Here is a 25,682-nt window from a genome sequence, read left to right on the forward strand (position 1 = left end):
GAATCCGTGCGTGCGTTCGTTCTGCTTGCGGTGTTCCTGGTGGTGGCGGCGTGTGCGCCTGCCCGGAATGAGACGGACGCGGCGGCCCAGAACCCTTGCGATGTAGGCCAATACTGGACGCGGTACTACAACAACACCGATCATTCGGGCAGCGCGGTGCTCGCTCGATGCGAGTACTCGGTCGGCGGGAACTTCACGGGATCTCCAGCACTGGGCGTACAGGCCGACGGATTCTCGGCCGATGCCACCGGCTCGCTGCGATTCCCGGTGACGGGCCAGTATCAGATCGCCTCGATGAGCGGTGGTGTCGTCGCGCGTGTATGGCTGGACGGCGAGCTGATCTTCGATCATGCCGATACCCGTGACTGGGGGACCGATCTCGCCACACGCATCGTAGAGGCCGGTGTGCATGCGGTCCGCGTCAGCTATGCCGGTGCCAGCGGGCCCGCGGTGCAAGAGTTCTCGGTGTCTCAAGTCGCGCTTGGTCCGGCTTCGGTCAACGGCAACTACTTCGCGGCGAATTCATTCCTGAATCAGCCCCTCCCGCCCAATCCCGCGGTCGACCCGCGCTCGCCGAATTGGGTTGCCGCGCTGATGCATCACCCGGATGTCAAGGCAATCGACGTCAACGAGGACATCTGGACCACCGCCGTGTACCACGCGCCCGCGGGCACCCCGACCCGGACCGTCGCCGTCCGTAACAGCGGGAAGTCGATCGATGTCCCCTACCTGCCGCATTATCTGCCCACCCAGGACGCCGACGCCCATATCGCGATCATCGACGACACCACCGGGTGTGAATACGAATTCCAGTCCTTCAAGCCGGATGCGATGTCGGCCATCGCCCAGGCCACCTACCGGGTGAACACCGGATCGGGCGGACACGTCAGTGGGCCCGCGCATTCGGGCGGCGAGCTGTCCTACCTGGCCGGGCTGATCACGCCGGAGGATGTGCAAGCCGGAGTGATTGATCACGCGCTGCGATTCGCCATCCCGATCAACGCGCCCACCTACGTGTACCCGGGTACCCGGTCGGACGGCACGGTCCTCGATGGGGTGCCGGAGGGGATCAGAATTCAGCTCGATCCGACCCTGGATTTGCGAACACTGAACCTGAGCCCCTTCCAGCAGATGGTGGCGACCGCGCTGCAGAAGTATGGCGCGTTCGACGCCGATGTCGCCAAGACCTTCTCGCTGACGGCGCGCAGCGTGACCGACGGCACCCGGTACCCGACCCGGGTCGACGATCTGCCGCGCGAGTTGATCGGGCATCTTCGTTTCCTCACGCCGTCGACCAGCTCCACGGATATCCAGCTGGACACCGCTGCGGACCAGGGCTGCCGACAGCAGCACTAGTCTGGTAACGCTGATACCCTTCTTTCGGTGTCGCGACGCTCTGTGGCTGCTTATGGCTCTTTTCTGGCCACGAGAAAATTCGGGGCGCTGGATGGCCTGCGGGCGCTGAGCGTCCTGGCGGTGATCTGGCACCACACATCAGGGACGCCCGGTCCGAGGATCTCGCACAGCGGATTCATGGGCGTGGACCTCTTCTTCGCGATCAGTGGCTTTCTCATCACCACACTGCTGATGCGTGAACGTGGTCGCACAGCGGACATCTCGCTGCGAAACTTCTATGCGCGCAGGGCGTTGCGAATCTTCCCGCTGTACTACGCGGTGCTGGCCCTGTATGTCCTGCTGGTGTTCGCCACCGAACGCGGTACGCCGAAGGGCGAGCAATTCTTCCGGAACCTGCCCGCATTCCTGACCTACACCGTCAACTGGTTCGTCGACCTATCCGCCGGTACCTCGGTGCCGTTCTACTTTTCGTGGTCGCTGTCCACCGAGGAACAGTTCTATCTGTTGTGGCCGCCCCTATTGGTCGGCGCGCTGCTCTTGGGCAAGGGAAGAATCGGGCCCTCGCTCGCAGTGCTGTTCGTCCTGGTCGTGGTATCGGTCGGTGCGGGCGTGTTCCTGGATACCCGGGTGCTGCCCTGGCGCATTCTCGCGAGCCTGTCCTTGCCCATCCTGCTCGGCGCCGCCTCCGCGATCGTAGTGAACACGCGTCGCGGCTACGCAGGAGTCTCCGCGGTGCTGGGGTGGTGGTGGTCCGCCCCGGCCGTGTTCGCGGTGATGATCGGCGCGCTGTGGTTCGGTGCGCCGCCTTGGTCGATACAGGTCATCATGGTAACCGCGGTCACCGCCGTGACCATCCGCGAGGACACCCTGATGCACCCTGTGCTGACCTGGCGGCCGCTGGCATTCATCGGCGTCATCAGTTACGGGATCTACCTGATGCACATGTTGTGCGCCAACGTCGTTCGCCGCGTGGTACACGAGGAGCAGGGGTTGACGCTGTGCGCCGGGACAACGATTCTCGTCATCGCAGTTGCCTATGTGAGCTTCCGGTACTTCGAGACACCCCTGCTACGTATCAAGCGCCGCTTCGAATCACCTGCGGAGCGTTCCGGTGACGAACTGTCCCGGACCGCTAACCAATCGCCGGTCCGAGCAGGTCGTCGGCATCGGTGATCCGGTAGCCGTAACCCTGCTCGGCAAGGAATCGCTGCCGGTGGGCGGCGTATTCGGCATCGAGGGTGTCGCGCGACACCACCGAATAGAAATAGGCCTGTCCGCCGTCTGCCTTCGGCCGTAGCAACCGCCCAAGTCGCTGCGCTTCCTCTTGACGTGAGCCAAACGTACCCGAAACCTGAACCGCTACAGCTGCTTCCGGCAGGTCGATGGAGAAGTTGGCCACCTTGGAGACCACCAGGGTGGCGATCTCCCCGCGACGGAAAGCGTCGAAGAGCGCTTCGCGTTCGGCGTTCTTGGTGGAGCCCTGGATCACCGGGGCGCCGAGCTCGGCGCCCAGTTCGTCGAGCTGATCGAGGTAGGCGCCGATCACCAGCGAGGGAACTCCCGGATGGCGGGCCAGGATCGACTTCACCACGTTGATCTTCGTATGGGCTGTCGAGCACAGTTTGTAGCGCTCGTCGGCCTCGGCCGTCGCGTAGATCATTCGCTCGTTCTCGGTAAGGGTGACCCGCACCTCGATGCACTCGGCGGGGGCAATCCAGCCTTGTGCCTCAATGTCTTTCCACGGTGCGTCATAACGTTTGGGCCCGATGAGGCTGAACACGTCGCCCTCGCGGCCGTCCTCCCGTATGAGGGTGGCGGTCAGCCCCAGGCGGCGGCGCGACTGCAGGTCCGCCGTCATCCGGAACACCGGAGCGGGCAGCAGATGCACCTCGTCGTACACGATCAGGCCCCAGTCCCGGCTGTCGAACAGCTCCAGGTGGCGGTATTCGCCCTTGGTGCGCCGGGTGATCACCTGATAGGTCGCGATGGTGACCGGCCGAATCTCCTTGCGTTCACCGGAGTATTCGCCAATCTCCTCTTCGGTCAACGAGGTCCGCGCGATCAGCTCCCGTTTCCACTGCCGACCGGCGACGGTGTTGGTCACCAGGATCAGGGTGGTCGCCTGGGCCTTGGCCATCGCCGCGGCACCCACCAGCGTCTTACCGGCACCACAGGGCAGGACCACCACGCCGGAACCGCCCGCCCAGAACGAGTCGGCTGCCATCTGCTGATAGTCCCGAAGCTCCCAACCATCCTGAGCCAGGCTGATCGGGTGAGCTTCACCGTCGACGTAACCGGCGAGATCCTCTGCCGGCCAGCCGATTTTAAGCAGCAACTGCTTGACGCGGCCACGCTCGCTGGGGTGCACCTGCACGGTGTCGTCATCGATGCGGGTGCCGAACATGGGGGCGAGCTTCTTATGCCGCAGTACCTCTTCGAGGACGGCGCGATCCAGGCTCAGCAACGTCAGACCATGCGCCGGATGTTTGACGAGCTGCAGACGTCCGTAGCGGGCCATGGTGTCGACGATGTCCACCAACAGCGGTTGCGGTACCGCGTACCGGGAGAAGGTGACCAGGGCGTCGACAACCTGCTCGGCGTCATGCCCGGCGGCGCGGGCGTTCCACAGCGCCAGTGGCGTGATGCGGTAGGTGTGCACGTGCTCGGGGGCGCGTTCGAGCTCGGCGAAGGGGGCGATCGCCTGGCGTGCCGCATCTGCCTGGTCGTGGTCGACCTCCAGCAGCACGGTCTTATCGGATTGGACGATCAGCGGTCCATCGGTCATTCGGTCCAGGATAGTGATGCCCGGAGACATTGGCGGGTGCTGTACGCCCTGCTAGATTGCTGCGGTGACGACACCACAAGACCGCAGCACCCTGGCCGAGATTTGGCAGCGCCGGTTCGCGTTCTACGACCAGTACGCTGCGGCGCCGACGAAAGAAGAGGCGAATGCCATCTTCCGGTCGGGATCGTTCTGGACACGTATCCGCTTGACCAGTAATTTCCTGGCCTTTTTCTTTGGCCCGATCTACTTCTTCGTCAAGGGGATGTGGCGCAAGGGCCTCGTGTTGCTGGGGATCACGGTGAGTGTCAGCGTCGCGTTGGGGGTCCTGGGGGCCTCCGACAGTGTGACGCGCGCCTTCTCCTTTGGTTTTGCTGCGCTGTTCATGGGAATCGCCAACCAGGCCTACTACCTGCACTGGGTACGCAAGAGTGAGTCCTGGAATCCTTTCGAGGGTGTCCGCTGAGGGGTTAACCAGCCGTCACGGTCAGGACGGCGGGGAAACCGCGGTGATGCGGTGAATCGCGAAGTCGCGGATTCGCCCGGCGGCGGTATCGAATGCCGACAGCTGCCCACCGCGCACGCTGATCGGATTGACCACACGCGATGACGCCACCCCGGCCGGGTCTACGTACCCGATCAACACACTGGTTTGAGCCTTGGCGGACTGTTGCAACAAGGCCACCGCATGCGACGGCTCGATGCGAACGCCGTCGTGATCGCCCGCCGCCCGTAATGCCTTGACCACCGCGGCAGCCGCGGGCTCGCTGAGCACCGGTGGCGTCCAACCCATCCGGTGCGGCTGCGGTGTCACCCGGGCGCGGTGCGCTCGCAGCGCCACGATCGTTCCGGTGGCATCCTCGGCGGCGGGGGCGAAGCCCGCCGAGCGCAACCTGGCCACCAACTCGGCCAACGGAGCCAAGGACACCGCGACCGTCGGGGCCAACAGTCGCAGCCCCAGATCGTCGGCCACGGCCGATGCCATCACCTGCGTCAGCAGGGCCACGTCATCGCAGCGCAGGAACGAGCTGGCCACCCCGGCCCGAAGCTGTCCATGCCGTCGCGCGACGTCGTCGATGAGATACGTCAGCGATTGGGGGACAGGGGTTTTGGAGCGTGAACCGAAGAAACTGTGTAACGATGTCGCCGACCGCCCCGAGTCCAGCGCGCGGCGGATGCTCGCCTCGCTGACCCGAAAGACGCTGGCCGCCCCCGCCGATTCGAGGTCCGCCACCGCCGTCAGCTCCAGTTCCACCTCGCGTGTCAGCGGTCCCGGTGCGACGACCGTGAGGTCGGCCTGCACCAGGAAGTGATCGATGGGCGTGGGCAGCGCCTTGTCCATCGCGGCCAGCGTCGCGGCCTCATCGCCGGCACTGTCCAAGAAGGTGCGCACGTGCGTCGTCAAAGCGCCGCGCCCGATCACTCCCATTGTCGTCGCCTCGAACAAAAGGGCCGTTACCGGTTCCACGCCCAGCCGGCCGCCCCAACGTGGTCGGCGCCACCGCATCACCCGCGACATTTCCTCGGCCCGCAATCCTTGCCCGGGCTCCAGCTCGCCGAGGATCTGCAGCAGTAGCTTGCGATCATGCGGCGCTGCCGTCGAGCGCAGCGAATCAGAAAGCGCCGCAATGGGTTTATCCTCGCTGGTGCGCTTACCTATCAGATCCGGCCGCGCCGCCAGCATCAGCCAGGCCGACATGAGCCGTAACCAGCGCGTTGCGGTGGGCAGCTCGGCGAAACGGTCGGCCTGTACGGTCGGCGCCCAATGCCAGCCCTCTGCATCGGTCTCGATATCGGGGTCACCGACCGCGATCAGCTCCGCGGCCGCCAGCACCTCCAGCAGTAGTCCCATCCGGCTGTCGTCGATGCCCGTCGCCTTCGCGAGCCGTTTGACCTCGCGCACTCCCAAACCGCCGCTGCGCAGCTGCGGTGCCGGGTTGACCCCGAGCTCGTCGAGCAGCAGGCCAACCTCGCGCAGGAGATCGAGGGCGGCACCGGCGGCAGCGGCGTCGGCTTCGGCCTGGGTCGCCGTCGTGATGTCCACGACGGGGGGCTGCAGCCGGTCTGGCTCCTCACCGCGGAGCAGCTGTGCCGCGAATCTCGGCAACAGCACCGTCTCGTCGTCGATGCGCTGCAGCAGCCCGGCGGCCAGTAGCCGCTGCACCGGGCGATCCGGTGGCGCGTCGGGTGCGGCATCCCGGGTGCGGCCGATCGGGGATCCCGCGATGAGCGCCCGCAGCAGCTCCATCCCGCGTTCATCGGTCGCCTCCAGGGCGGCGCGCGCAGCGTCGTAGGAGGCCGGGGTCTGCTCGCTGATCACCTGACCAACCACCCAGGGCAGACCCAACCGCGTTTCTCCCGCCAGGTGCAGTTCGCGATCCCCCCACACCAGCGCCAGCTCGCGCAGCCGGTCCAGGGTGGCGCGCACCTGCAGTTCAGTGGCGCGACCGTCGACCTGGGTGAGCACCTCGGAGAGCGGAACACCCGTGATGTCCGCACGTGCCACTAGCAGCGCGTCCAGGACTGCCAGGGTCAAAAAGTCCAGGCTGTCGGTCGCTGCGCGCACCGATTGGCGTGAGAGTGCCCGGCCCGCCAGCGCGGCCAGCGAACCCGGGGGTGGCGAGGCCAAATCGGGTCGCAACTGGACCAGCCGCACCAACTGTTCGTCTGGCAGCTGGCGCAACCAGGTAGCCAACGCCGCATCCTCACTCATCGGTCACCAGCGTAGAGGCGGGTTGGGTTCGCCGTCGGCCCCCCGGCCTGCCACAATGGCTTTGTGGCTGAGAAAGAGCAATACGTCGACAACGGCTGGCCCGCACACGTGGACGGTGAGCACGCGGTCTCCGAACTCGCGGCCGACCGCACCGGAGCGCTGTCACCCTTCGGCGACATCGAGTTCCCGGTGGAGTCCGTGCCCTACGTGCACCCCGTCACCGTCATCAACAAGTAACGGTGTCCGACGGTCTTCGCGACAGCGAGGGGTCCCTACCCGACCGTCTCTCCCACATCGACGAGCACGGGTCCGCGCACATGGTCGACGTGTCGGCCAAGCAGGCCACCGCACGCGAGGCGGTCGCGGCTGGACGCTTCGTCACCACCCCGGACGTCCTGAAGTTATTGGCTGACGGCACGCTCCCGAAGGGCGACGCCATCGCCACCGCTCGTCTGGCTGCCATCATGGCCGCCAAGCGCACCAGCGAGCTCATCCCGCTGTGTCATCAGATACCGCTCACGGGCATCGACGTCGACTTCCAGATCGACGCGGCCAACGGATCCATACAGATCACCGCCACCGCGCGCACCAAGGACCGGACCGGGGTGGAGATGGAAGCGCTGACCGCGGTGACGGTCGCCGGACTGACACTGCACGACATGGTCAAGGCGGTCGACCCGGCATCGCGCATCGACGATGTCCGGGTACTGCGCAAAGAAGGCGGCAAGACCGGAACATGGACCCGACCCTGAGATCTGCGCGGGTGATCGTGGCCTCGACCCGGGCAGCCACCGGTCAATACCCCGACAAGACGGGGCCTGTGATCGCCGAATGGCTTGGTGCGCAAGACTTTCGTGTTGAAACGCCGACTGTCGTGCCGGACGGCGACGCGGTGGGGGAGGCCATTCGTTCGGCGTTGGCCGATCGGGTTTCACTCATCATCACCACCGGTGGTACCGGGCTGTCGCCCACGGACGTCACTCCCGAACAGACCGCCGCGCTGCTGGACCATCAGATACCCGGCCTGGCCGACGCGATCAGACGCTCGGGACTGCCGACCGTACCCACCAGCATTCTTTCCCGCGGCGTGTGCGGTGTCGCCGGCCGTACGTTGGTGGTCAACCTGCCCGGCTCCACCGGCGGGGTGCGCGACGGGCTTGCGGTACTCGAGAGCGTGCTGGGCCATGCACTCGACCAGATAGCCGGGGGTGATCACGTATGAGCGCTAGCGTCACTCGAGCCCTATTGACCGGAGAACGCATCTCACTGATCGAGCACGAGCAACTCGTCGATCACGAATCAGCAGGGGCTACAGTCGGATTCGTCGGCAACGTGCGCGACCACGACGCGGGTAAGACCGTGCTGCGGCTGGAGTACTCGGCGCATCCGTCGGCTCAGCAGGTGCTGACCGATGTGGTGGACCGCATTGCCGCGGAGGCCGAGGGAGTGCGCGCGGTGGCGGTGAGCCACCGCATCGGGGCACTGACGGTCGGCGAGGCAGCCTTTGTGGTGGCGGTGAGCGCCGACCATCGTCGTCAGGCATTCACCGTCTGTCAGCGCCTCGTCGACGATGTGAAGGCTGCGCTGCCGGTATGGAAGCACCAGTTCTTCGCCGACGGTAGTGACGAGTGGGTGGGGTCGGCCTGAAAAATCCGGCCACCGATTGGGGTCTGGTACCTAAAAACCCAGATCAGGGCATTGACGGTCCAGTGGGTGCAGTAACTTCCTTGGTTCATGAGCACTCCAGTGCAACCGAGACACCGCGATACGGCTCCCGCACCCCAGATTTTCCCGCATCCCGGTAAACGTCCGGCGCGGCCCGACGACGATCCCTTCCATCTCCCACCTGACGGCTTCTGGGACACGGAGCCCGGAACAGTTCTGCGTGCCCGCCCGGCGGACGTCGGATTCCTGGGGCTGTTACGCCAGCGAGTGACGGCCTGGCAGTTGCTGTTTCGCACCACCGATCCGCATGGCGCGCCTGAAGTCTCGGTTACCACGGTGCTGGTGCCGGCGACTCATGACCCGCGCTCTCCGCGCCTGTTGGCGTATCAGTGTGCGATCAACTCCAGTCAGCGATCCTGCTTTCCCTCCTATTGCCTGCTACAGGGTGCACGGGGGCCCTTTGCCAACCCACAGATCGAATTGCTGCTGATGGCCGCCGGGTTGCGGCAGGGGTGGATCGTGAGCGTCGCGGATCACGGTGGACAGCCGGGCCGTTATGTGGTCGCGCGTCAACCCGGCTACCACGTACTGGACGGTTTGCGGGCCACGCAACAGTTCGCTGAGCTGCGGCTTCCGTCCGACACGCCTATCGGGTTATGGGGATATTCCGGTGGGGGGCTTGCCAGTTCATGGGCGGCGGAGATGGCACCTGGCTATGCTCCCGAGCTCAACATCGTCGCGGCGGCGTTGGGCTCACCGGCCTCGGACCCCGGCAAGATCTTGGAGCGGGCCGACGGAGGATTGTTCGCCGGGCTGGGACTTGCGGCCATTTCTGCCTTGCGTGGAAGCTATCCGGCACTGGATTCTGTTTTGACGCAACATCTTACGTCCAAGGGCGAGAAGATCATGACGACAGTGCGGGGACTTTCGACCGGACAGGCCGTCGGACGGTATGTGATGCGTAACCTCGACCGCTATGTCGACCTGCCCATCGCCGATCTCATGGCGCTGCCCGATGTCGCCGCCATGAGCGAAGATCTGCGTCTGGGCAAGGCGGCGCCAACCTGCCCGGTGTACATCTACACCGCGGTGCGCGATCAGCTCGTCGGTATCGACGAGGTGGATCGCCAGGCCGATTTCTATGCCACGCATGGCACCAACGTCACCTACCGGCGCGACCGACTCAGCGAGCATGTATCACTGGCTCTCCTGGGCGCACCTGCCGCCCTGCGCTGGCTGGCGCAACGCTTGGAAGGCATGGAGCCCGAATCTGGCACGCGCACTGTGGGATCCATGCTCGCTTCGATACCCGCGCTATGGACCATCTCGGTGATGTCCGCGGCCGCGGCCCGCGTACTTGCGGGCCGCCAACTGTAGCCCTACGCCCGTTCTGCGATCACCGTGTACACGGGGACGTACAGCAGCGGATCGTCGACATCTTGTTCCAGCCGGTCGAGTACTTTGGGGTCTCCACGGTAGGTTCCGCGAATCGCGTTGAGGAACTCGGCCTTTGGTGCCGCCATCGTGGTCGGGTTCAGCTGCAGCACCGTCCACCCATTGGCGGTCAGCGTCTGTTCGATCTGCTCCGCCCGCAGTGCGTTCTGGAACGGTGTCGGCACGCCATGCACTCCACCGTGCGCGAAACACCATATGTACCAGCGTGCTCCGGGGCGCGTGGCGCGGTGCAGGGCACTCGCGTACTTCGCGTTTCCCTCATTGTCGAAGCAGTGATAGACGCCGCTGTCGATCACGGTGTCGAACCTCGACTCCCAGCCGTCGAGTTCGGTCGCATCGGCAACGTGGAAGTCGATGGTGACGCCGGCCGCGGCCGCCCGGCCCTTGGCTTGTTCGATTGCCGAGGGCGCGAAGTCCAGTCCGGTGACGTTAAATCCCTGTTGGGCAAGGTAAATAGCGTTATCGCCGAGCCCGCAGCCGATATCCAGGACGTCGCCGCGGACCGCGCCGAGTAGAGCCAGCTCTTTGATGCGAGGTTTGGCGTCCTTGGAGTCCCACGGGACGATGGGCCCGCCGTCCTTGATGCTCTCTCGGTACAGATCCTCAAATGTGTTCTGGGTGGGTGCGGTCATGACATTTAGCCTCTTTCTGCGACGATACTGAAAAACGGCATGTGGATGATGTCGTCATCCAGCTGTTGGAGACGCTCGAAGGTCTTCTGTGCTTGTTCTGCCACGCCCGGGCGCTGATAGCGCTCGCGCATATCGGCGGGCATCTGCTCGGGATCGACGCCGGCCAGCGCGGCACCAACGAATGCCGCTCGTGATCCGAGATAGGTTGTCCGGCCGAAGTATTGGATGTTCCAGTGGGAGTCTGACAGTACGTTCTTGATCTCTTCGGGGTCTTGCACGCCGAAGGGCATCGCGATGCCGTTTACGGTGCCGTCGCCAAAGCAGGCGACGAACCAGCGGGCACCCGGCCGAGTGGCCCGGTGCAGTGCGCTCGCGTACCGCTGATGACCTTCGTGGTCGAAACAGTGGTACACGGCGCTGTCGATCACGGTGTCGAACCGCCCGTCCCAGCCGTCGAGCTTTGTCGCATCCGCCACCTGTAAATCGACGGTCACACCCGCGGCGGCGGCCCGTTGTTTCGCCTGCTCGATGGCAGAGGGGGAGAAGTCCAGGCCGGTGACCGATAGGCCTTGCTGAGTGAGATAGATGGAGTTCTCGCCGAGACCGCAGCCGATATCCAAGATCTCTCCGCGCAACGCGCCATACGCGGCGAGTTCTTTGATCCGCGGTTGCGCATCCCTGATATCCCAGGGCACGCCCGCGGCGGGGGCGCCCTCGAACATGGGTTTGCCGTTGTAGACCGCTTCGAATGTCTCTTGACTGGGAACGTCCGGGGGAGTGGTCGGTGCCGTCATGCCCACCAAGGTACGCCTCGAAGCTGGGGCGTCAACCCTCTTGACACTGGGCCTACACTTCGCACCGAAAGGGTTACCCCGCAACGACAATCGCCCCGGCCGCGAGGGCCGGGGCGATTGTCTGGTGTATGAGTTAGCGCTGGGCCAGAGCCAGGATTGCGTCGCTGGCCTTGACATCCTGCGTCTGCATGGCGAAGACGATGTCCTTGAGGTAGGACACGCCGCGACCATCGCCGGGCGCGACGTCCGTGGTGCCGGGGGGCAGGTTGTTCGGGTCGGGCAGATGCCGGACGACACCGGCGACCGCTTCGGGGCTGGTCGGCACGCCGTTGGAGGCCACCGGGCCGGCATCGAACGCGGCCTTGCCGGCGGCGAAGCCGATGTCCGCGGCATCCGGGACTCCGGCGGGAAGCGGGATCTCGGGAGCGGCAGCCGGTGCGGGCTCGGGGGCCGGTGCGGGCTCGGCGGGCGCCGGGCCGGACTGGAACTCGTACGGCAGGACCTGGTCCTCGGCGGCGGGGGCTTCGGGAGCCGGTGCCTCTTCCGGGGCGGGAGCCTCATCGACGACAGGTGCTTCGGGTGCCGGGGCGGCGATGGCTTCGGGTGCCTCAGGAGCCTCGGGCTCGGGGGCCGGTGCGGGCTCGGCGGGCGCCGGGCCGGACTGGAAGTCGACGTCCTGGGCCTCGGGGGCAGGCGCTTCTTCGGGGGCCGGGGCCTCTTCCACGACGGGTGCCTCGGGGGCCTCGGCGACGAACTGCTCATCAGCCTCGGGGGCCGGAGCGGGCTCGGGTGCTGGGGCAGGCTCGGCAGCGGCCTGCTCCTCGTGGTGAGCGGCAGGGGTGATGTTCGCTGCGGGAGCGGTCCGGGGGGTAGCGCCGGACAGGCCACGACCGCAGACCGGCCAGGCTCCACGGCCCTGACCCGCGAGCACCTTCTCGGCGATCGCGATCTGCTGCTCCTTGGTGGCCAAGTGAGCGGACGGGGCGTACTGGCCGCCACCGCTGTTGATCCAGGTGCTGGGCGAGAACTGCAGTCCGCCCTGGTACCCGTTACCGGTGTTGATGGCCCAGTTATTGCCAGATTCGCAACGCGCGACCTGGTCCCACTCGCCATCGGTGGCTGCATTGGCCGTTGCGGCCATCATCAGACCGCCACCGACAAGGCCTGCACCTGCTACCGCGACCTTGGCCGCTTTAGCGCCCGCCTTGGTGGGCTTACTGTGCCGTCCACTCATATGTCCGTCGTATTCCTCTCTGTGACGCACCTGCGAAGTGAGCTGTCGGGTTCGAGCGAGAGGTCGCCCGGCCCGGTTTCCCGGGCTTCACCCCAAGAACCATGAAGGTTCATGCTGGAGATCAAGATCTCCGGCGGTTGGGTTCCCCGCCTCCGTCCCTTGAATTACCGACGAGGTGCCACACCCGAGGGACGGAGCTCGGTGCGCGGGTATGGACTCCGGATGACGGTACGTGTCGATCCGCGTCTCGTCATGTTGGACATTTCACGGTGTTTCGTCCACGGCGGGGTGGGTTTATTCCCGTCGCCGGTGAGGTCTGCGCAGGTTATTGCGTAGCTCCACCGCCCCGTATCCACGCCGTGACCGTACTGTGACCTTGGGATGTGTGTCGTAGATCACGAAATTGTCTAGGCATCTCTATATGCAACTCTCAGAGATGCCTTAGAGCTTCCTTAGGAAATTGGCGGGCCAGCGCTCTTCTATCCGCCAGCGAACGGAGGCAGAACGTCCACGACAGACCCTGATTCCGGCCGGTGGGAGCGGTCGCGGACAGCCACGCCGTCATGAAGGAAGGAACAACGCGCCAATACGCGTTCCAGTTCCGGCCCCTTTGCGCCCAGCTGGCGCGTCAGATCGTCGAAAGAAGCGCCCGCGGGGAGCTCCACGGTCTCCTCGTCGATGCCTGCGGCGTTCGCGGCAGCGGCGAAGTATCGGACCCGGATGCTCACCTAACCGCCGATCGCGCTCATGGGACGGTCAGGCTGCAGGAACGACGGGTCATTGATCCCGTGGCCCGGCTTCTTTCCCCACATGGCGGCCTGCCAGGCCGAGGCCACCACAGTGTCGTCGGCGCCCGAGCGGAGCAGCCCGCGCAGATCCGTTTCGGTGGTGGCGAACAGGCAATTGCGTACCTGACCGTCGGCCGTGAGCCTGGTGCGGTCGCAGTCCCCGCAGAACGGTCTCGACACCGATGCGATGATCCCGACCGTGGCGGGGCCACCGTTGACCAGCCAGCGTTGTGCTGGGGCGCTGCCACGGGGCGCCGGATCCGCGCTCAACGTGAATTCCCGACTCAGGGCCGCGTGGACCTCGTCGGCGGTCACCATGTGAGCGCGGCTCCAGTGATGCCCGGCATCCAATGGCATCTGTTCAATAATCCGCAGCTCGAATCCGCGCTCCAGGCTGAACCGCAGCAGTTCGACCGAGTCCTCCTTGTACTGCTCGGGCGTCAGCACCGCATTGATCTTCGTCGGGGTCAGCCCGGCGGCGCTCGCGGCGTCCAGGCCGGCGAGAACGTCGGTCAGCCGGTCTCGGCGGGTGATCGCGGCGAAGCGATCCGCATCCAACGTATCCAGCGACACGTTGATGCGGTCCAGCCCGGCGTCCCGTAGCGCGGCGGCCTTGCGGTCCAGGCCGATGCCGTTGGTGGTCAGCGCGATATCCGGACGTGGTGACAGCGCGGCCACCGCGGTGATGATTCGCTCCAAGTCCTTGTATATCAACGGCTCTCCGCCGGTGAATCGGACGCTACGGATTCCGAGTTCGATCACTGCGATGCCGATCAGCCGGATGTATTCCTCGGCGGTGAGCAGTGCGTCGCTGCGCAGCCAGTCCAATCCCTCTGCCGGCATGCAATACGTGCAGCGCAGATTGCACCGGTCGGTCAAGGACACCCGCAAGTCGGTCGCGATGCGGCCGAACGAATCGATTAACGGGGTCATAAGTCCAGCGTAGCGACCACTTGCGTGCGCCGAGTAGGATGACCAGTCACCGCGTCCTATTTGGGGCGCGTTAATCATGTGAGGTGAGTGCAGTGCCAACCGGCAAGGTCAAGTGGTACGACGCCGAGAAGGGCTTCGGCTTCCTGTCGCAGGAGGACGGCGAGGACGTGTACGTCCGGTCCTCTGCGCTGCCTGCTGGCGTTGAGGGGCTCAAGGCCGGTCAGAAGGTCGAGTTCGGCATGGCCGCGGGCCGCCGGGGGCCGCAGGCGCTGAGCCTCAAGTTGATTGACGCGCCGCCCTCGGTGCAGAAGACGCGCCGCGAGAGCAGCGGGCCGGTGAACCACAAGCACACCACCGATGAGCTGCACGGCATGATCGAGGACATGATCACCCTGCTGGAGGGCACGGTGCAGACCGAGCTGCGCAAGGGGCGCTACCCGGATCGCAAGATCGCTCGCAAGGTCTCCGAGGTTGTGCGCGCCGTCGCCGCTGAGCTGGACGCCTGACCTGACACCCCCTCGCGCCGAGGATGTGATCGCGGCCCTCGATGCCGTCGGCGACCCCGGCCGGGCCCAGAAATCGGCACGGTTCTTCAAGACAGGGCCGGGTCAGTACGGCGAGGGCGACGTCTTTGTCGGTGTGTCGGTACCCGAGCAGCGTGCGCTGGCGCGGCAATTCCGTGGCATCGGACGTGATGCGGTGGTGCGGCTGCTGGCCAGTGAGGTGCACGAGCACCGATTGACGGGGTTGATTCTGGCGGTGTGGGAGTTCGCACATGCCGTCGGCGCCGAACGTGACGCGTGGGTGCAGATGTACGTGCAGCAGGTCCGCGGCGGCCGGGTGAACAACTGGGACCTGGTTGATTCCTCGGCTGAGCAGATTCTGGGGGAATGGCTTGTCGGCCAAGACTATTCACTGTTGCTGGGACTGGCGGCAGACGATGACCTCTGGCGTCGGCGGGTGGGCGTCATAGGCACCTTCGCCTTCACCAAACGCGGTGACGCGCAACCCCTTCTCGCGGTGGCGCCGCTGGTGATCGACGACCGGCGTGACCTCATCCAGAAGGCCTACGGCTGGATGCTGCGTGAAGTTGGAAAGCGTTGTGGAGCAGATGTTCTCATCAGTTATCTCGATGCGCACGCGGCGGCCATGGGTCGTACCGCACTCGGTTATGCGACCGAGCATCTTGATGCAGTGTCACGCGCGGAGTATCGAGCTCGGCGCTAGGTCTGCCAGACCGTGGCAACGGACCAGATTGCATGGGTGACCTCCAGCAGGTCACCGGTCTCGGTCTGAACCACCGTCGGGAGCTTTATTTCCAGGCCCAACAGCCGCCGTCCCTCACCGTCGATCGTCGGGATGGTTACGGCGGTCCGATGGTCGCGGTACACGCTTGATTCGGCCCGTTTGTGGTCGATATCGTCCACCGGCGCATAGATCCTGGACAGCATCCATGGCGCCTGGGCGATGCGCCCATCTACCGAAAGCTGCACGGGTTCATGAGCGTTGACGGCCAACTGGACGGTGGGTCCGGGCGGGTCGCACTGATCCAGCTTGTTCTTGTCGCAGTACTGATAGGGCGCGGCATGGATGACGGTGCCGTGGGTGAATGCGCTGATCTCGGGCCGCTCCGCCGGGCCTTCTCTATGTTCGTGCAGCTGCCAGGCGATGAACCCCACCATGGCGGCAGCGGTCAACACCAGGACGGCGGCAAGTGCCGCCAGTTTTGCCTTCACGCGACTACCTTGCCACCCTCTTGTTCGGCCATCACCGGGCGGTTACCGCCCAGGCCCGGAACGAGGGAGGCGCCACGGAAGCTGGCCAGCGTCTGCGCCAGACCGAGGATGAGCACCGCGGATACCACCGTGAACCCCACCCATAGATCGGTGTAGATCATCACGCCGACGGCGCCACCGAGTACCCAGGACAGCTGCAGCAGCGCCTCGGAACGCCCGAAGGCCGACGCCCGGGACTCCTCGGGCAGGTCATCTTGCAGCGAGGCGTCCAGGGACGCCTTCGCGATGGCGCTGACTCCCGATGTCACCAGCGTCGCGAACACCACGACCGCCAGCACCCCGGTGACCGCCGCCGCGAGCGCCACCACCGTGACCGCACCGGCGCACCGCACGACAAGCAGGGCCGGGCGGCCGAGCTTGAGCCGGGCGCTGGTGGCGTTGCCCGCGAAGTTTCCGATGCCGGCGGCGGCGCCGATCATGCCGAGCATCGCGAGCTGTTGAAAGCCGTGCGCGTCATGGGACTTGGCGACGAAGGCCGGGTACAGCGTGAGGAAACCGACCATCACCTTGATGGTGCTGTTGCCCCACAGTGCGGTGATGATGTTGCGGCCCAGTGGCTGGCGGATCTTGTCCTGCTGCTTGTGGGAGCGTCGGAGCAGGATCGTCGGGTGTTCACCGTCGTCGCCGTGGTAGCCGAAGGTGGTGGGCACCTCACCGGCGGTCACCTCGACCCACTTGGGGATGCGCATGGACGACCAGGCGCCCACCGCCGCCGCGGCCATCACGGCGAAAAGCGCTCCGGGCAACTGGAACACCCGGGTGAACGTGAGCTCGAAGGCGCCGGCGATGGCGCCGCCCACGATGGTGCCACCGACCAATCCGAAGGTCGTGAGCCGTGAGTTGACGCGCACCAGGTCGATGGTCGGCGGCAGCACCCGCGGCGTCACGGCGCTTCGCAACACACCAAAGGACTTGGACAGCACCAGCATTGACAATGCGCACGGATACAGCACCCAGGGAGGGAAGCTGCCGGTGGCGCCGTCATAGTTGGCGATCATGATGACGGCCAGCGCGATGCGTAGCCCGAATGAGGCCGCCAATGCCGCCCGCCGCCCGTGTTGCAGGCGATCCAGCGCGGGGCCGATCAACGGGGCGATAACGGCGAACGGTGCGATGGTGATGAGCAGGTACAGCGCCACCTTGCTCTTGGACTCAGCGGTGGCCGCCGCGAAGAAGAGTGTGTTGGCGAGGGCTACCGCCATGGCGGCATCCACCGCGAAGTTGGCCATCACCGGATAGGTGAGCGCGGTCAGACCAGATTTGTCGGCGCCGTCGGCGGTCGCGGCCTTGTGGAACAACCCGTACATCCGGGAGCCCATCTCGCGGCTGCGCATCGCGGCCACCCGGGTGACCGTCAGCTTCGGCGGGATTTCTCGCTCAGGACGGGGACGTCGTCGCGACTCATCCCGGCGTTCCTCGCCCAGCGGCGGCAGGTACCGGTTCGATGAGCCGCTCGCGCGACGCGGATCCCGCTTGGCGCCGCCCGTTGGATAGTTGGCCATACCGGGGTGGGAGTTTGCGTCGCGCGGATCCTGATTTCGGCGACGAGATGGGGAGTCACTACTGCCTTGGCGGTTCCCGAACCGCGCGTAGTCGTCCCGCACGCATCGATTGTCCCTCACGGTGAGAAGATGGTCAGCGATGGACATCACTATCTCCGGCCGCGACGCCCTCTATACCTGTATCGACCAGGCTCGTACGGCCATTGTCGAGTTCAGTGGGGAGACCGTGGGCAAGTACCTCGGGGCCTCCTCCGAGAGCACGGATCTGCACGCGTTGACCCACCGCTTCGAAGCCGATCTGCCGGGATACCGCGGATGGCACTGGGAGGTGGTGATGGCCGCGGCACCCGGTGCCACCGTCGCGACCGTCAGCGAGGTGGTGCTTGTTCCGGGTACCGAGGCGCTGCGCGCGCCGAACTGGGTGCCCTGGGATGAGCGCATCCGCCCAGGTGACCTGGGCCCGGGCGATCTACTCGCCCCGCCGCCCAACGATCCTCGCCTGGTACCCGGATACACCGACAGCGGAGATGCACAGGTAACCGAGACTGCTGGTGAGATCGGGTTGGGGCGTAAGCAGGTGCTGAGCCTGACCGGGCGTGTCGACGCCGCGCAGCGTTGGTTCGACGGCGACTGGGGTCCGGACACCGAGATGGCGCGCGCCACCCGCCGAGTCTGCCGATCCTGCGGTTTCTACCTGCCACTGGCCGGCTCACTGGGTGTCGCCTTCGGGGCGTGCGCCAACTCGATGTCGGCTGACGGCCGCGTCGTGCACATCGAGTACGGCTGCGGCGCTCATTCCGATACGCCGCAGCCACTCAACGCAGCGATGCCGTTGTACGAGCCCTTTGACGACGGCGTCCTGGATCTGGCGGACTAGACGCCTTCTGCGGCCGCTTTGATCCTGGCCAGCGATGTCCGCATGCCCTCCAGCAGTGCCTCGTCGAACACCTCGGTGCCGCCGAGCATCAGATTCTGCAGGTTGGTGGAGATCGCCGAGCGCTTCTCGCCCATCACCCGACGTTCGGTCACTCTGGTGCCACCGGCCGCGGTGGGCTCCAGCTCGTAGCTCCACTCGCTGAGGTTGTCTTTGACGTGCCAGGCCAGCCGCTTGTTGGGCTCGACAGCGGTCAGCACGGCGCGTGTCGGCCATACCTTCCAGCCCTTGCGGTTGTAGTTGACGACATTGGTGCCCGCCTGCACAGGTCCTCGCACGAACATCTTGCGGGTCTGTGGGCTCCACCGCGGCATGTTGTCCAGATCGGCGATCAATCCCCATACCTTCTCTACCGGCGCATCGATCTCGACGGCGGTTTCCAGCAGTGATGCGTTGGGCATGAGATTGCTCCTCTTTCCGGGATATTGCGGGGTTGATGCGGCTACAGGCCGGTTTGTGCGCCGCGTGAGCCGCGCCGCACTGCACGAACTTGTAGCAGGACGATGGTGGTGCCCAGCGCGCCGGTACCCAGCCCGGCAAGCGTTATGGGACGCCAGCTCTCGAGCGCGGGAATGGTGAAGGCAAAGATGTTGGCAATGAGCCACAGCACTGTGCCTGCGACGACAACCGGCCACGGATTGAGCAGTGCGGCCGGGAGCGGGGGCGGTTGGGGCGCGGGGGTGTCCACTAGATGCGCAGCATACGTGGCACGAACTACACCGGGCTAGGTCCCTGTGAAAGCCCTGGACGTGCCGTAAGGTTTGGGCCGTGAGCGACCCTGATGCCCGGTTGGCCAGCGATCTGTCGCTTGTTGTCATTCGCCTGGCCCGGCATCTGCGGTTCCGGCGCGCGGATTCGCCGGTCTCGTTGACGCAGTTGTCGGCATTGGCGACGTTGCTTAACGAAGGGGCGATGACCCCGGGTGCGTTGGCCGCCCGCGAGCGCGTGCAGCCGCCGTCGATGACGCGCGTGATCGCCTCGTTGGCCGAGCTCGGGCTGGTGGAGCGCTCGGCGCATCCGACCGACGGCCGCCAGGTAGTTGTCTCGTTGTCGGAGGCGGGCGCCGATATCGTGCAGGCCGATCGCAGCGCCCGCGAGGAATGGTTGCGCGAGCACCTGGACGATTTCACCCCGGAGCAACGAGCGGTGCTGCGGCAGGCGACCGACCTGCTGTCGGCGCTGGTCAATGAAAACGGTTAGCTGACAATCTCGTTAGTCTCTAAAATGATTCACCGTGGCTGACCGCGGCGGGATATTCGTATCGCTGCGCACACGTAACTACCGGCTATGGATCAGCGGTCAGATGGTGTCGCTCGTCGGCACCTGGATGCAGCGCGTGGCGCAGGACTGGCTGGTGCTGGACCTCTCGCACGGCAACGCCTTCCTACTCGGTGTGGTCATGGCGCTGCAGTTCGGGCCGACGCTGTTGCTCTCGGTGTGGGGAGGAATGCTGGCCGACCGCTATGACAAGCGGCGGATGCTCATGCTGACCCAGGCACTGATGGCGCTGTTCGCGTTGACCGTGGGGCTTCTGCAGGTCACCGGCCTTGTCCGGATCTGGCATGTGATGGCGGTGGCCTTCGCGATGGGATGCGCCGCGGCGATCGAGGCACCCACCAGGCAATCCTTCACCATTGAGATGGTGGGTCCGGAGCATCTACCCAACGCAGTCGGGCTCAACTCCATGGTGTTCAACCTCGCCGGCATCATTGGGCCGGCGATTTCGGGAGTGTTGATCGGACTCGTTGGTACCGGCTGGGTCTTCCTGCTGAACTTCGTCAGTTTCATTGGTGTGGGCATCGCGTTGTGGCGCATGCGGCCCGCGGAGCTACACCCGAGTGATCCGGTTCCGGCCGCAAAGGGTCAACTGCGCCAGGGATTTTCGTATGTGTGGCACCGCCGCGATCTGTTCATGATCATGCTTACCGTGTTCCTGGTCTCGACATTCGGGCTGAACTTCTCGCTGACCCTCGCGGTGCTGGCGCGAGAGACCTTCGGTCGTGGCGCGGAGTCATACGGGCTGCTCTCGACGGCGCTGGCCGTCGGCACACTGCTAGGGGCCACGCTGGCTGCCCGGCGCACCGAGAAGGTGCGTATGAATTTGTTCTACAGCGCCGCTATGGCTTTCGGGGTGTCCGAGGCTGTCGTCAGCGCGATGCCGACCTATCTGTCGGTGGCCGTCGCGCTCATCCCGACGGGTCTGCTTGCGCTGACGTTCACCACGTCGGCGATGAATATCATTCAGCTGTCCGTGGATTCGCAGTTGCGGGGAAGGGTGATGGGCATTTACATGGTGGCTTTCCTGGGTGGCACCCCGCTGGGCAGCCCGTTGGTGGGCTGGCTGGCCGATCTGCATGGCGGACGGATGCCGCTGCTGATCGGCGGGGTGGTGTCGGTGGCTGCCGGGCTGACCTGTGCGGTGTATCTGCGCCGTCATACGTGTCCGGTTGTGGCCGAGGTGCTTCCGGAAGCCGGCCAGATACGTGCCGGGCTTGTTCCGCCTGCTCCGGTCGCCACCCCGGTGTGCGAACCGACGCCGCTGGCGAGGCGGGTGTAGATGCTGGTCATCGATATCGACAACGCTGCCGATCCCCGTTTGGACAGCTTCCGCGATCTCAACAGTGTCGACCGCAGGCCCGATCTGCCCAGCGGGAAGGGGCTGGTGATCGCCGAGGGTGTGCTGGTGGCGCAACGCATGCTGGCGTCGCGATTCGCACCTTTTGCCCTTTTGGGTACTGATCGTCGATTGACCGAGCTCGCAGCCGATCTCGAACCTGTCGATGTTCCCTACTACCGGGCGAGTCCCGACGTCATGGCGGAGGCCGTCGGCTTTCACCTCAACCGCGGGGTACTTGCCGCGGCGAGGCGACCCGTAGAACTGTCGGCGACCGAACTCATGCAGACCGCGCGCACGGTGGCGGTGTTGGAGGGCGTCAACGACCACGAGAATCTGGGTTCGATTTTTCGCAACGCCGCGGGAATGGGGGTGGATGCGGTGCTCTTTGGCAGCGGGTGCGCGGATCCGCTGTACCGGAGGGCGGTGCGGGTATCGATGGGGCACGCGCTGCTGGTGCCGTTCGCTCGTCTTCCCGAATGGCCGAAGTCGTTGTACAGATTGCGGGACAACGGATTCCGATTGTTGGCGATGACGCCTGCCGGAGACTCGCGGTCGCTGGCCGATGTGATTCCGCCGCTTCAGAACGAGAGGGTGGCGCTGATGGTGGGCGCCGAGGGCCCTGGGTTGACCGACGTGGCTTTGCGTGCCAGCGATTTCCGTGTGCGCATCCCGATGGCCAACGGCACCGACTCGTTGAATGTGGCTACCGCCGCGGCGTTGGCGTTCTATGAGCGCGCTAGGCTCGCGCCGTGACCGGCGATAGGCAGCCCGCGCGACGGGCAAAGAGCTCGGCGGAATCCGATACCCCATGGGTCGAGGGCATCGTCTCGGCGATGTGTGTGGCCGTGGTGGTCGCGGTGGGCGTGGTGGTGCTGAGCCTCGGTCTTGCGAAGGTGCATCCGCTGTGGGCGGTCCTGCTCAATATTGTTGCAGTCGGTGGTCTTTCGCCAACATTATGGGGTTGGCGGGAACGCCCGGTATTGCGATGGTTCGTGTTGGGCATCGCGATAGGGATCGCCGGCGGATGGCTGGCGGCCGTGGTGACCGCCCTGATCGTCTAGAGCGCGGTCTCGCTAATTCTGGCCGCTGGAGCGAACCCCGAGCAGCACGTCTTCCCAGGTGGGTACCGCGGGCTTGCTCCGCCGTGAGCGGCGCGGCGCGGGAGTCGGCTGGGCGTCGTTGACTTCCTCGACCGGCTCCGGTTCGCGGACGGGCTCGGGCTGCGGTGCGGGGCGCTCGGTGAACAACTCCGGTTCGGGTTCGGGGAGAAGCGGAGCCACCGGCGCGACAGTGCGCAGGCTGCGGGTGAACGTCGGGTCGATGAGCTCGCGGGCGGAATCATCGAGTGCGGTCACCGTGCCGCCGTGTGCTCCGGGAGTGAACCGGAAGTGCGCCTTGTTATCCGACCGGCCCGCACGCCATTGCAGCTGGACGGTCCACCGGCCGTCCTCCACCTTCCAGGCGTCCCACTCGATGGCATCGGGGTCAAGTCCCCGCGCGAACATTGCGCCGGCAACGGTATCGGCGAGCGAGTTGACCGTGGGGCCGTCGCTGCGGACGGGGTGGGCCGCGGTTGCCATCTCGGCAGCGCGCTGCCGTTCCAGCAACACGGGATGGGCGAACCGTTCGATCCGGGCGACATCGACTCCGGCGGCCGTGGCGACCTGCTGAACGGTGGCGCCTGCCCGGATGCGGGCCTGAATTTCCCGGGGTCGCAAGGAGCTCTCCATTTCGATCTGAATCTGCCCGAGGCGGGACAGATCACCCCGGGCGGCTGCACGGAGCCTGTCGTCGGCGTCGATGACGAACTTGTCGCTGCCGTTGGCGTCCTGGCAGACCACTCGCTTGCCGTCGGCTGATAGGCCGATGACTTTCAGTTCGCGCACGATGTCCTCCTCGCCCTGGCCTGGATGACCCAGTTCTTGGGACCTTAGTGCAGGTAGAGGGCCCTTCCGTGGTGACACGCGGGGGTGTGGGCTACTTGCTTTTACGGACAGTTCGCGCTATGTGACGCATGTGGCAGGTGTTGTTTGCCACTGGTATCGATGGCGTTGACCTGGCAGGGCGGGTCTGGGCGGTGGGCCGCCTCGCGCAGACCGAGACGGCCGGCACCTGAGAGGCGTCAGAACCGTGCTGTGTGGAGGTCTAGCCGGGTAGCGCGGATCTGTCGCGGTTACCCGGCTAGACGCCCATCTGCCTTATGGGCAGGTGACCTCGATTTCGAATGGCTTGTTGGAGGGCTGCATCGGGTTGGCCATGTCCACAGCGATGGCGGTGCCCTCGATGTGGTACTTCTTGCCGTCCTTGGTGGCCTTCGCGTTCGCTCCGGGGGTGCCTTCGGAGAATGCCAGCGACTGCCCGTTAAGGCTGCCCAGGCCGGCGGACTTCACCGTCGGAGAATCGCCTTCCGTCACCACGGCACCGAAGCCCTGAGCGCCGCTGCCGATGACGATGTTGACGTTGCCGTTTGAGGCCTGGCAGACGACGGCCCCCTCGATCTTCTGCTCCTTGCCGTCGATGACGACCTTGGCGGTGCTGTTGGTGGCGACGGCGCCGCCGTTGCCAGTCACCGTGGTGCTGGACTTATCGCTCGAACAGCCGACCAGACCTGCGGCGATAATCGCCGCGCCGCCAATGGCGACTACAAGCCCACGCTTCATTGCGTTCTCCTTATGTGTGATGAGGGGTGGAGCCGAACAGGAGAAGTATGGGGTCGTAAGGGGGTGTGGTCTGCGGAATCGCAGGTATACCTACGTACCCAGATTTGAGATGTCGATGCCGGCCGACAGCAGAATCACCGCGACCACAGTCAGGGTGGTCAATGTGATGGGCCTGCCGCCGTGGCGCCAGTGCCCTCGCGCCAGCGCGTGATGGCGCACGGTGCTGATGGCGGCGATTCCGAGTACAACCGCGGTCGCGATCAATGAGGCCACCGCGGTCTGCTTGTGGATGAGCGCGTGGGTCAGAAATACCGCTGCGGCTCCGGCGGCGGCCAACCCGGTGCGAAGCCAGGCCAGCGCCGTGCGTTCGACGGCGTGGGTCTCGGGGTCGCTCCTCATCGGTAGAAGACGGCAATCGATGCCAGGATCGCGACGAGTCCGATACTGACCGCGAGCAACGGCACCAACAGGGTGCCCTTGAGAGGCTGGTCCCGGTCCATCCGGTCTTTCACGTCGCGCCAATGAACGTATGCGCCAATGGACACCACCACAGCCAGGGCCAAGCAGGACGCCGCCAGTACATGCCGGACCCCGGCATGGTGAAACGGTTGGACGAGGGTTTGTACCGCTACACCACCGGCGAGTAGACCGAGGGCGGTCCGGATCCACGAGAGGAATGTGCGCTCGTTGGCCAGCGTGAAGCGGTAGTCGATCTCGTGATCTTTGTGCGGTTCCGTCACCCCGACCAACTTACCGAGCATGGAACGCGTCATCACGTCAGATGCGCTCGTGGAGGAGCGCCGTGCCAGCGTGTGTAGGCGTGTGTGAATGCCGCGGGTTCGGAGTACCCCAGACGGTCGGAGACCTCTTTCACGGTGAGGCCGTTGGCGAGCAGTTCCTTGGCCAGGGTTTCGCGCACCTCGTCGAGTAGCGCCCGATAGGAGGTGCCCTCACGTGCCAGCCGCCGGTGCAGCGTGCGCTCGGCAATGTGCATGCCCGCGGCGATGCGGCCCATCGTGGGCACCCGCCCGGGGACTCGAAGCAGCTGGTGGCGGACCTCGCCGGCGATACCGTCACGGGAGCGCCGTTGTTCGAGAAGCTCCTCGCACTGGCGCACGCACAGGGCGGCCGTATGCGGATCGGCGGTCGGCAGCGGTGCCGCCAGCAGCTCGGTGGGGAACACCAGGGCATTTCGGGGCGAGTCGAATTCGACGGTGAGTAGTTCGGCCAGCAGGCGCAGGGGTGTGTCGGGGCCGCTCCGAAGCTGCACGCGTGCTCCTGCCGGCATCGCACCGCCGAACAGGATGGGGACGATGCCGGCGATCGCCGCCAGATCACGTTCCAGTAGAAAACGGCGAACATCGGGCGGAATGTCGCTCTCGTCGAGATCAAAAACGCTGTCCGCGTCACCGATGGTCAACGTGAAGCGGTGAAATGTCGAGCTGAGCTGGCTGAACCGTAATCCGGCCGCGAGGGCATCGCGCATAGTTGGGCTGGACAGCAGTGCGAATCCCAAGATTCCGGCGCTGGCGATCTGATAGCGGGTACCCACCTCGATCCCGAGTCCCACCGGATCTCCCGTGAGTGCCAACAAGTTCCGCACGATCTGCAGTTCCTGAGCTCCGCTTACGACGGCGTCGGGTCCCACCAGATCGGTATCGGTGAGACCCGTTCCCGCCAGGCATAGGGCCGTGTCGAAACCGCGGTCCCTACCCGCTTCGACGAGGTTCCGTGTCGCGGTGGGTGAGCGTGGATAGTCCCAGAATGGGCGACCACCATCATCGGGCACTGTCCGAATTTATCAAGTCTTTGGCGGGTGAA

The 25,682-nt window shown here is 65.5% G+C and carries 31 protein-coding genes and 1 riboswitch; of the genes, 15 read left to right on the forward strand and 16 right to left on the reverse strand.

The window, feature by feature from the left end; translation table 11 throughout:
• The first annotated feature begins 6 nt into the window (after positions 1-6).
• Together BB28_RS03935 and BB28_RS03940 are read left to right on the forward strand one after the other, a co-directional pair.
• Positions 7-1,356 (forward strand): PA14 domain-containing protein, encoded by a 1,350-nt coding sequence (locus BB28_RS03935; protein ID WP_052740097.1) that lies wholly within the window; start codon positions 7-9, stop codon positions 1,354-1,356.
• Between the two features lie 27 nt (positions 1,357-1,383).
• Entirely contained in the window at positions 1,384-2,529 is a 1,146-nt protein-coding gene (locus BB28_RS03940; RefSeq protein ID WP_081252200.1) for an acyltransferase family protein, read from the forward strand.
• Here the strand turns inward: BB28_RS03940 and BB28_RS03945 are convergent.
• Positions 2,489-4,141 carry a DNA repair helicase XPB gene (locus tag BB28_RS03945; RefSeq protein WP_046252604.1) on the reverse strand — a complete coding sequence of 551 codons (1,653 nt, stop codon included), beginning with the start codon at positions 4,139-4,141 and terminating at the stop codon, positions 2,489-2,491. The genes BB28_RS03940 and BB28_RS03945 overlap by 41 nt on opposite strands.
• A gap of 64 nt (positions 4,142-4,205) precedes the next feature.
• On the opposite strand from BB28_RS03945, the gene BB28_RS03950 reads away from it, so the two are divergent.
• Positions 4,206-4,604, forward strand: a complete 399-nt coding sequence (locus BB28_RS03950; RefSeq protein ID WP_046252605.1) for a DUF2628 domain-containing protein — start codon at positions 4,206-4,208, stop codon at positions 4,602-4,604.
• 21 nt (positions 4,605-4,625) lie between these two features.
• On the opposite strand, the gene BB28_RS03955 is transcribed toward BB28_RS03950, so the two are convergent.
• Positions 4,626-6,851, reverse strand: coding sequence for a helicase-associated domain-containing protein (locus tag BB28_RS03955; RefSeq protein WP_046252606.1), 2,226 nt, complete (start codon positions 6,849-6,851; stop codon positions 4,626-4,628).
• Positions 6,852-6,914: 63 nt separating this feature from the next.
• On the opposite strand from BB28_RS03955, the gene BB28_RS25310 reads away from it, so the two are divergent.
• The 5 genes from BB28_RS25310 to BB28_RS03975 all read left to right on the forward strand — a co-directional run bounded on the left by BB28_RS25310 (position 6,915) and on the right by BB28_RS03975 (position 9,893).
• The gene (locus BB28_RS25310; protein WP_046252607.1) at positions 6,915-7,088 is read left to right on the forward strand and encodes a hypothetical protein; all 174 of its coding nucleotides are present in this window, start codon (positions 6,915-6,917) and stop codon (positions 7,086-7,088) included.
• 80 nt (positions 7,089-7,168) lie between these two features.
• A complete protein-coding gene (gene moaC / locus BB28_RS03960; RefSeq protein ID WP_046255514.1) occupies positions 7,169-7,603 on the forward strand; it encodes a cyclic pyranopterin monophosphate synthase MoaC in 435 nt (144 codons plus the stop codon).
• Positions 7,588-8,073, forward strand: coding sequence for a MogA/MoaB family molybdenum cofactor biosynthesis protein (locus BB28_RS03965; protein ID WP_046252608.1), 486 nt, complete (start codon positions 7,588-7,590; stop codon positions 8,071-8,073). The genes moaC and BB28_RS03965 overlap by 16 nt, the downstream gene beginning before the upstream one ends.
• Positions 8,070-8,498, forward strand: a complete 429-nt coding sequence (locus BB28_RS03970; RefSeq protein ID WP_046252609.1) for a molybdenum cofactor biosynthesis protein MoaE — start codon at positions 8,070-8,072, stop codon at positions 8,496-8,498. The genes BB28_RS03965 and BB28_RS03970 overlap by 4 nt, the downstream gene beginning before the upstream one ends.
• An 87-nt stretch (positions 8,499-8,585) precedes the next feature.
• Entirely contained in the window at positions 8,586-9,893 is a 1,308-nt protein-coding gene (locus BB28_RS03975; RefSeq protein WP_052740101.1) for a lipase family protein, read from the forward strand.
• Between the two features lie 2 nt (positions 9,894-9,895).
• Here the strand turns inward: BB28_RS03975 and BB28_RS03980 are convergent, their stop codons facing one another.
• From BB28_RS03980 to moaA, 5 genes are all read right to left on the reverse strand, one after another.
• Positions 9,896-10,603, reverse strand: coding sequence for a class I SAM-dependent methyltransferase (locus BB28_RS03980; RefSeq protein WP_046252610.1), 708 nt, complete (start codon positions 10,601-10,603; stop codon positions 9,896-9,898).
• Between the two features lie 5 nt (positions 10,604-10,608).
• On the reverse strand, positions 10,609-11,403 hold the full coding sequence (locus BB28_RS03985; protein WP_081252201.1) for a class I SAM-dependent methyltransferase: 795 nt from the start codon (positions 11,401-11,403) through the stop codon (positions 10,609-10,611).
• Between the two features lie 127 nt (positions 11,404-11,530).
• The gene (locus tag BB28_RS03990; RefSeq protein WP_064393365.1) at positions 11,531-12,631 is read right to left on the reverse strand and encodes a transglycosylase family protein; all 1,101 of its coding nucleotides are present in this window, start codon (positions 12,629-12,631) and stop codon (positions 11,531-11,533) included.
• 10 nt (positions 12,632-12,641) lie between these two features.
• Positions 12,642-12,814, reverse strand: a riboswitch (cyclic di-AMP (ydaO/yuaA leader).
• 296 nt (positions 12,815-13,110) lie between these two features.
• On the reverse strand, positions 13,111-13,359 hold the full coding sequence (locus tag BB28_RS03995; RefSeq protein ID WP_109550411.1) for a MoaD/ThiS family protein: 249 nt from the start codon (positions 13,357-13,359) through the stop codon (positions 13,111-13,113).
• Positions 13,360-14,352, reverse strand: a complete 993-nt coding sequence (moaA, locus tag BB28_RS04000) for a GTP 3',8-cyclase MoaA (protein ID WP_046252612.1) — start codon at positions 14,350-14,352, stop codon at positions 13,360-13,362.
• Positions 14,353-14,444: 92 nt separating this feature from the next.
• Here moaA and BB28_RS04005 point away from each other — a divergent pair, with 92 nt between their 5' ends.
• Positions 14,445-14,858, forward strand: a complete 414-nt coding sequence (locus BB28_RS04005) for a cold-shock protein (RefSeq protein WP_030094326.1) — start codon at positions 14,445-14,447, stop codon at positions 14,856-14,858.
• A 28-nt stretch (positions 14,859-14,886) separates the two neighbouring features.
• A complete protein-coding gene (locus BB28_RS04010; RefSeq protein WP_046255519.1) occupies positions 14,887-15,579 on the forward strand; it encodes a DNA alkylation repair protein in 693 nt (230 codons plus the stop codon).
• On the opposite strand, the gene BB28_RS04015 is transcribed toward BB28_RS04010, so the two are convergent.
• Positions 15,576-16,088 carry a DUF2771 domain-containing protein gene (locus BB28_RS04015; RefSeq protein WP_046252613.1) on the reverse strand — a complete coding sequence of 171 codons (513 nt, stop codon included), beginning with the start codon at positions 16,086-16,088 and terminating at the stop codon, positions 15,576-15,578. The two genes, BB28_RS04010 and BB28_RS04015, sit on opposite strands and share 4 nt — an antisense overlap.
• Positions 16,085-17,650, reverse strand: coding sequence for an MFS transporter (locus BB28_RS04020; protein ID WP_046252614.1), 1,566 nt, complete (start codon positions 17,648-17,650; stop codon positions 16,085-16,087). Before BB28_RS04020 ends, BB28_RS04015 begins: the two co-directional genes overlap by 4 nt.
• A gap of 139 nt (positions 17,651-17,789) precedes the next feature.
• Between BB28_RS04020 and BB28_RS04025 the strand changes: the two genes are divergently transcribed.
• Complete coding sequence (locus BB28_RS04025; RefSeq protein WP_046252615.1) at positions 17,790-18,527, forward strand: DUF3027 domain-containing protein; 738 nt, start codon at positions 17,790-17,792, stop codon at positions 18,525-18,527.
• Here BB28_RS04025 and BB28_RS04030 read toward each other — a convergent pair.
• Together BB28_RS04030 and BB28_RS04035 are read right to left on the reverse strand one after the other, a co-directional pair.
• Positions 18,524-18,985, reverse strand: a complete 462-nt coding sequence (locus BB28_RS04030; protein WP_046252616.1) for an SRPBCC family protein — start codon at positions 18,983-18,985, stop codon at positions 18,524-18,526. The genes BB28_RS04025 and BB28_RS04030 overlap by 4 nt on opposite strands.
• Positions 18,986-19,026: 41 nt before the next feature.
• Entirely contained in the window at positions 19,027-19,272 is a 246-nt protein-coding gene (locus BB28_RS04035) for a DUF2530 domain-containing protein (protein ID WP_046252617.1), read from the reverse strand.
• A gap of 80 nt (positions 19,273-19,352) precedes the next feature.
• On the opposite strand from BB28_RS04035, the gene BB28_RS04040 reads away from it, so the two are divergent.
• Genes BB28_RS04040 through BB28_RS04055 form a run of 4 tightly spaced genes read left to right on the forward strand, consistent with a single transcriptional unit; the run spans position 19,353 to position 22,262 of the window.
• Positions 19,353-19,784, forward strand: coding sequence for an Rv0880 family HTH-type transcriptional regulator (locus BB28_RS04040; protein ID WP_030094333.1), 432 nt, complete (start codon positions 19,353-19,355; stop codon positions 19,782-19,784).
• Positions 19,785-19,818: 34 nt separating this feature from the next.
• Entirely contained in the window at positions 19,819-21,141 is a 1,323-nt protein-coding gene (locus BB28_RS04045; RefSeq protein WP_046252618.1) for an MFS transporter, read from the forward strand.
• Complete coding sequence (locus tag BB28_RS04050) at positions 21,142-21,954, forward strand: TrmH family RNA methyltransferase (RefSeq protein ID WP_046252619.1); 813 nt, start codon at positions 21,142-21,144, stop codon at positions 21,952-21,954.
• Entirely contained in the window at positions 21,951-22,262 is a 312-nt protein-coding gene (locus tag BB28_RS04055; protein WP_225421980.1) for a DUF2537 domain-containing protein, read from the forward strand. Before BB28_RS04050 ends, BB28_RS04055 begins: the two co-directional genes overlap by 4 nt.
• Positions 22,263-22,274: 12 nt before the next feature.
• Here BB28_RS04055 and sepH read toward each other — a convergent pair whose 3' ends face one another.
• The 5 genes from sepH to BB28_RS04080 form a co-directional block, all read right to left on the reverse strand.
• On the reverse strand, positions 22,275-23,087 hold the full coding sequence (sepH, locus tag BB28_RS04060) for a septation protein SepH (protein WP_046252620.1): 813 nt from the start codon (positions 23,085-23,087) through the stop codon (positions 22,275-22,277).
• A gap of 312 nt (positions 23,088-23,399) precedes the next feature.
• Positions 23,400-23,861, reverse strand: a complete 462-nt coding sequence (locus BB28_RS04065) for a lipoprotein LpqH (RefSeq protein WP_046252621.1) — start codon at positions 23,859-23,861, stop codon at positions 23,400-23,402.
• Between the two features lie 90 nt (positions 23,862-23,951).
• Positions 23,952-24,260: a DUF202 domain-containing protein gene (locus tag BB28_RS04070; RefSeq protein WP_046252622.1), complete on the reverse strand. Its 309-nt coding sequence runs from the start codon at positions 24,258-24,260 to the stop codon at positions 23,952-23,954.
• On the reverse strand, positions 24,257-24,601 hold the full coding sequence (locus BB28_RS04075) for a YidH family protein (protein WP_046255521.1): 345 nt from the start codon (positions 24,599-24,601) through the stop codon (positions 24,257-24,259). The genes BB28_RS04070 and BB28_RS04075 overlap by 4 nt, the downstream gene beginning before the upstream one ends.
• A gap of 32 nt (positions 24,602-24,633) precedes the next feature.
• Positions 24,634-25,650, reverse strand: a complete 1,017-nt coding sequence (locus tag BB28_RS04080; protein ID WP_046252623.1) for an AraC family transcriptional regulator — start codon at positions 25,648-25,650, stop codon at positions 24,634-24,636.
• Between the last annotated feature and the right edge of the window lie 32 nt (positions 25,651-25,682).

The organism is Mycobacteroides chelonae CCUG 47445 (assembly GCF_001632805.1).
In the GTDB taxonomy this organism is placed as follows: Bacteria; Actinomycetota; Actinomycetes; order Mycobacteriales; family Mycobacteriaceae; genus Mycobacterium; species Mycobacterium chelonae.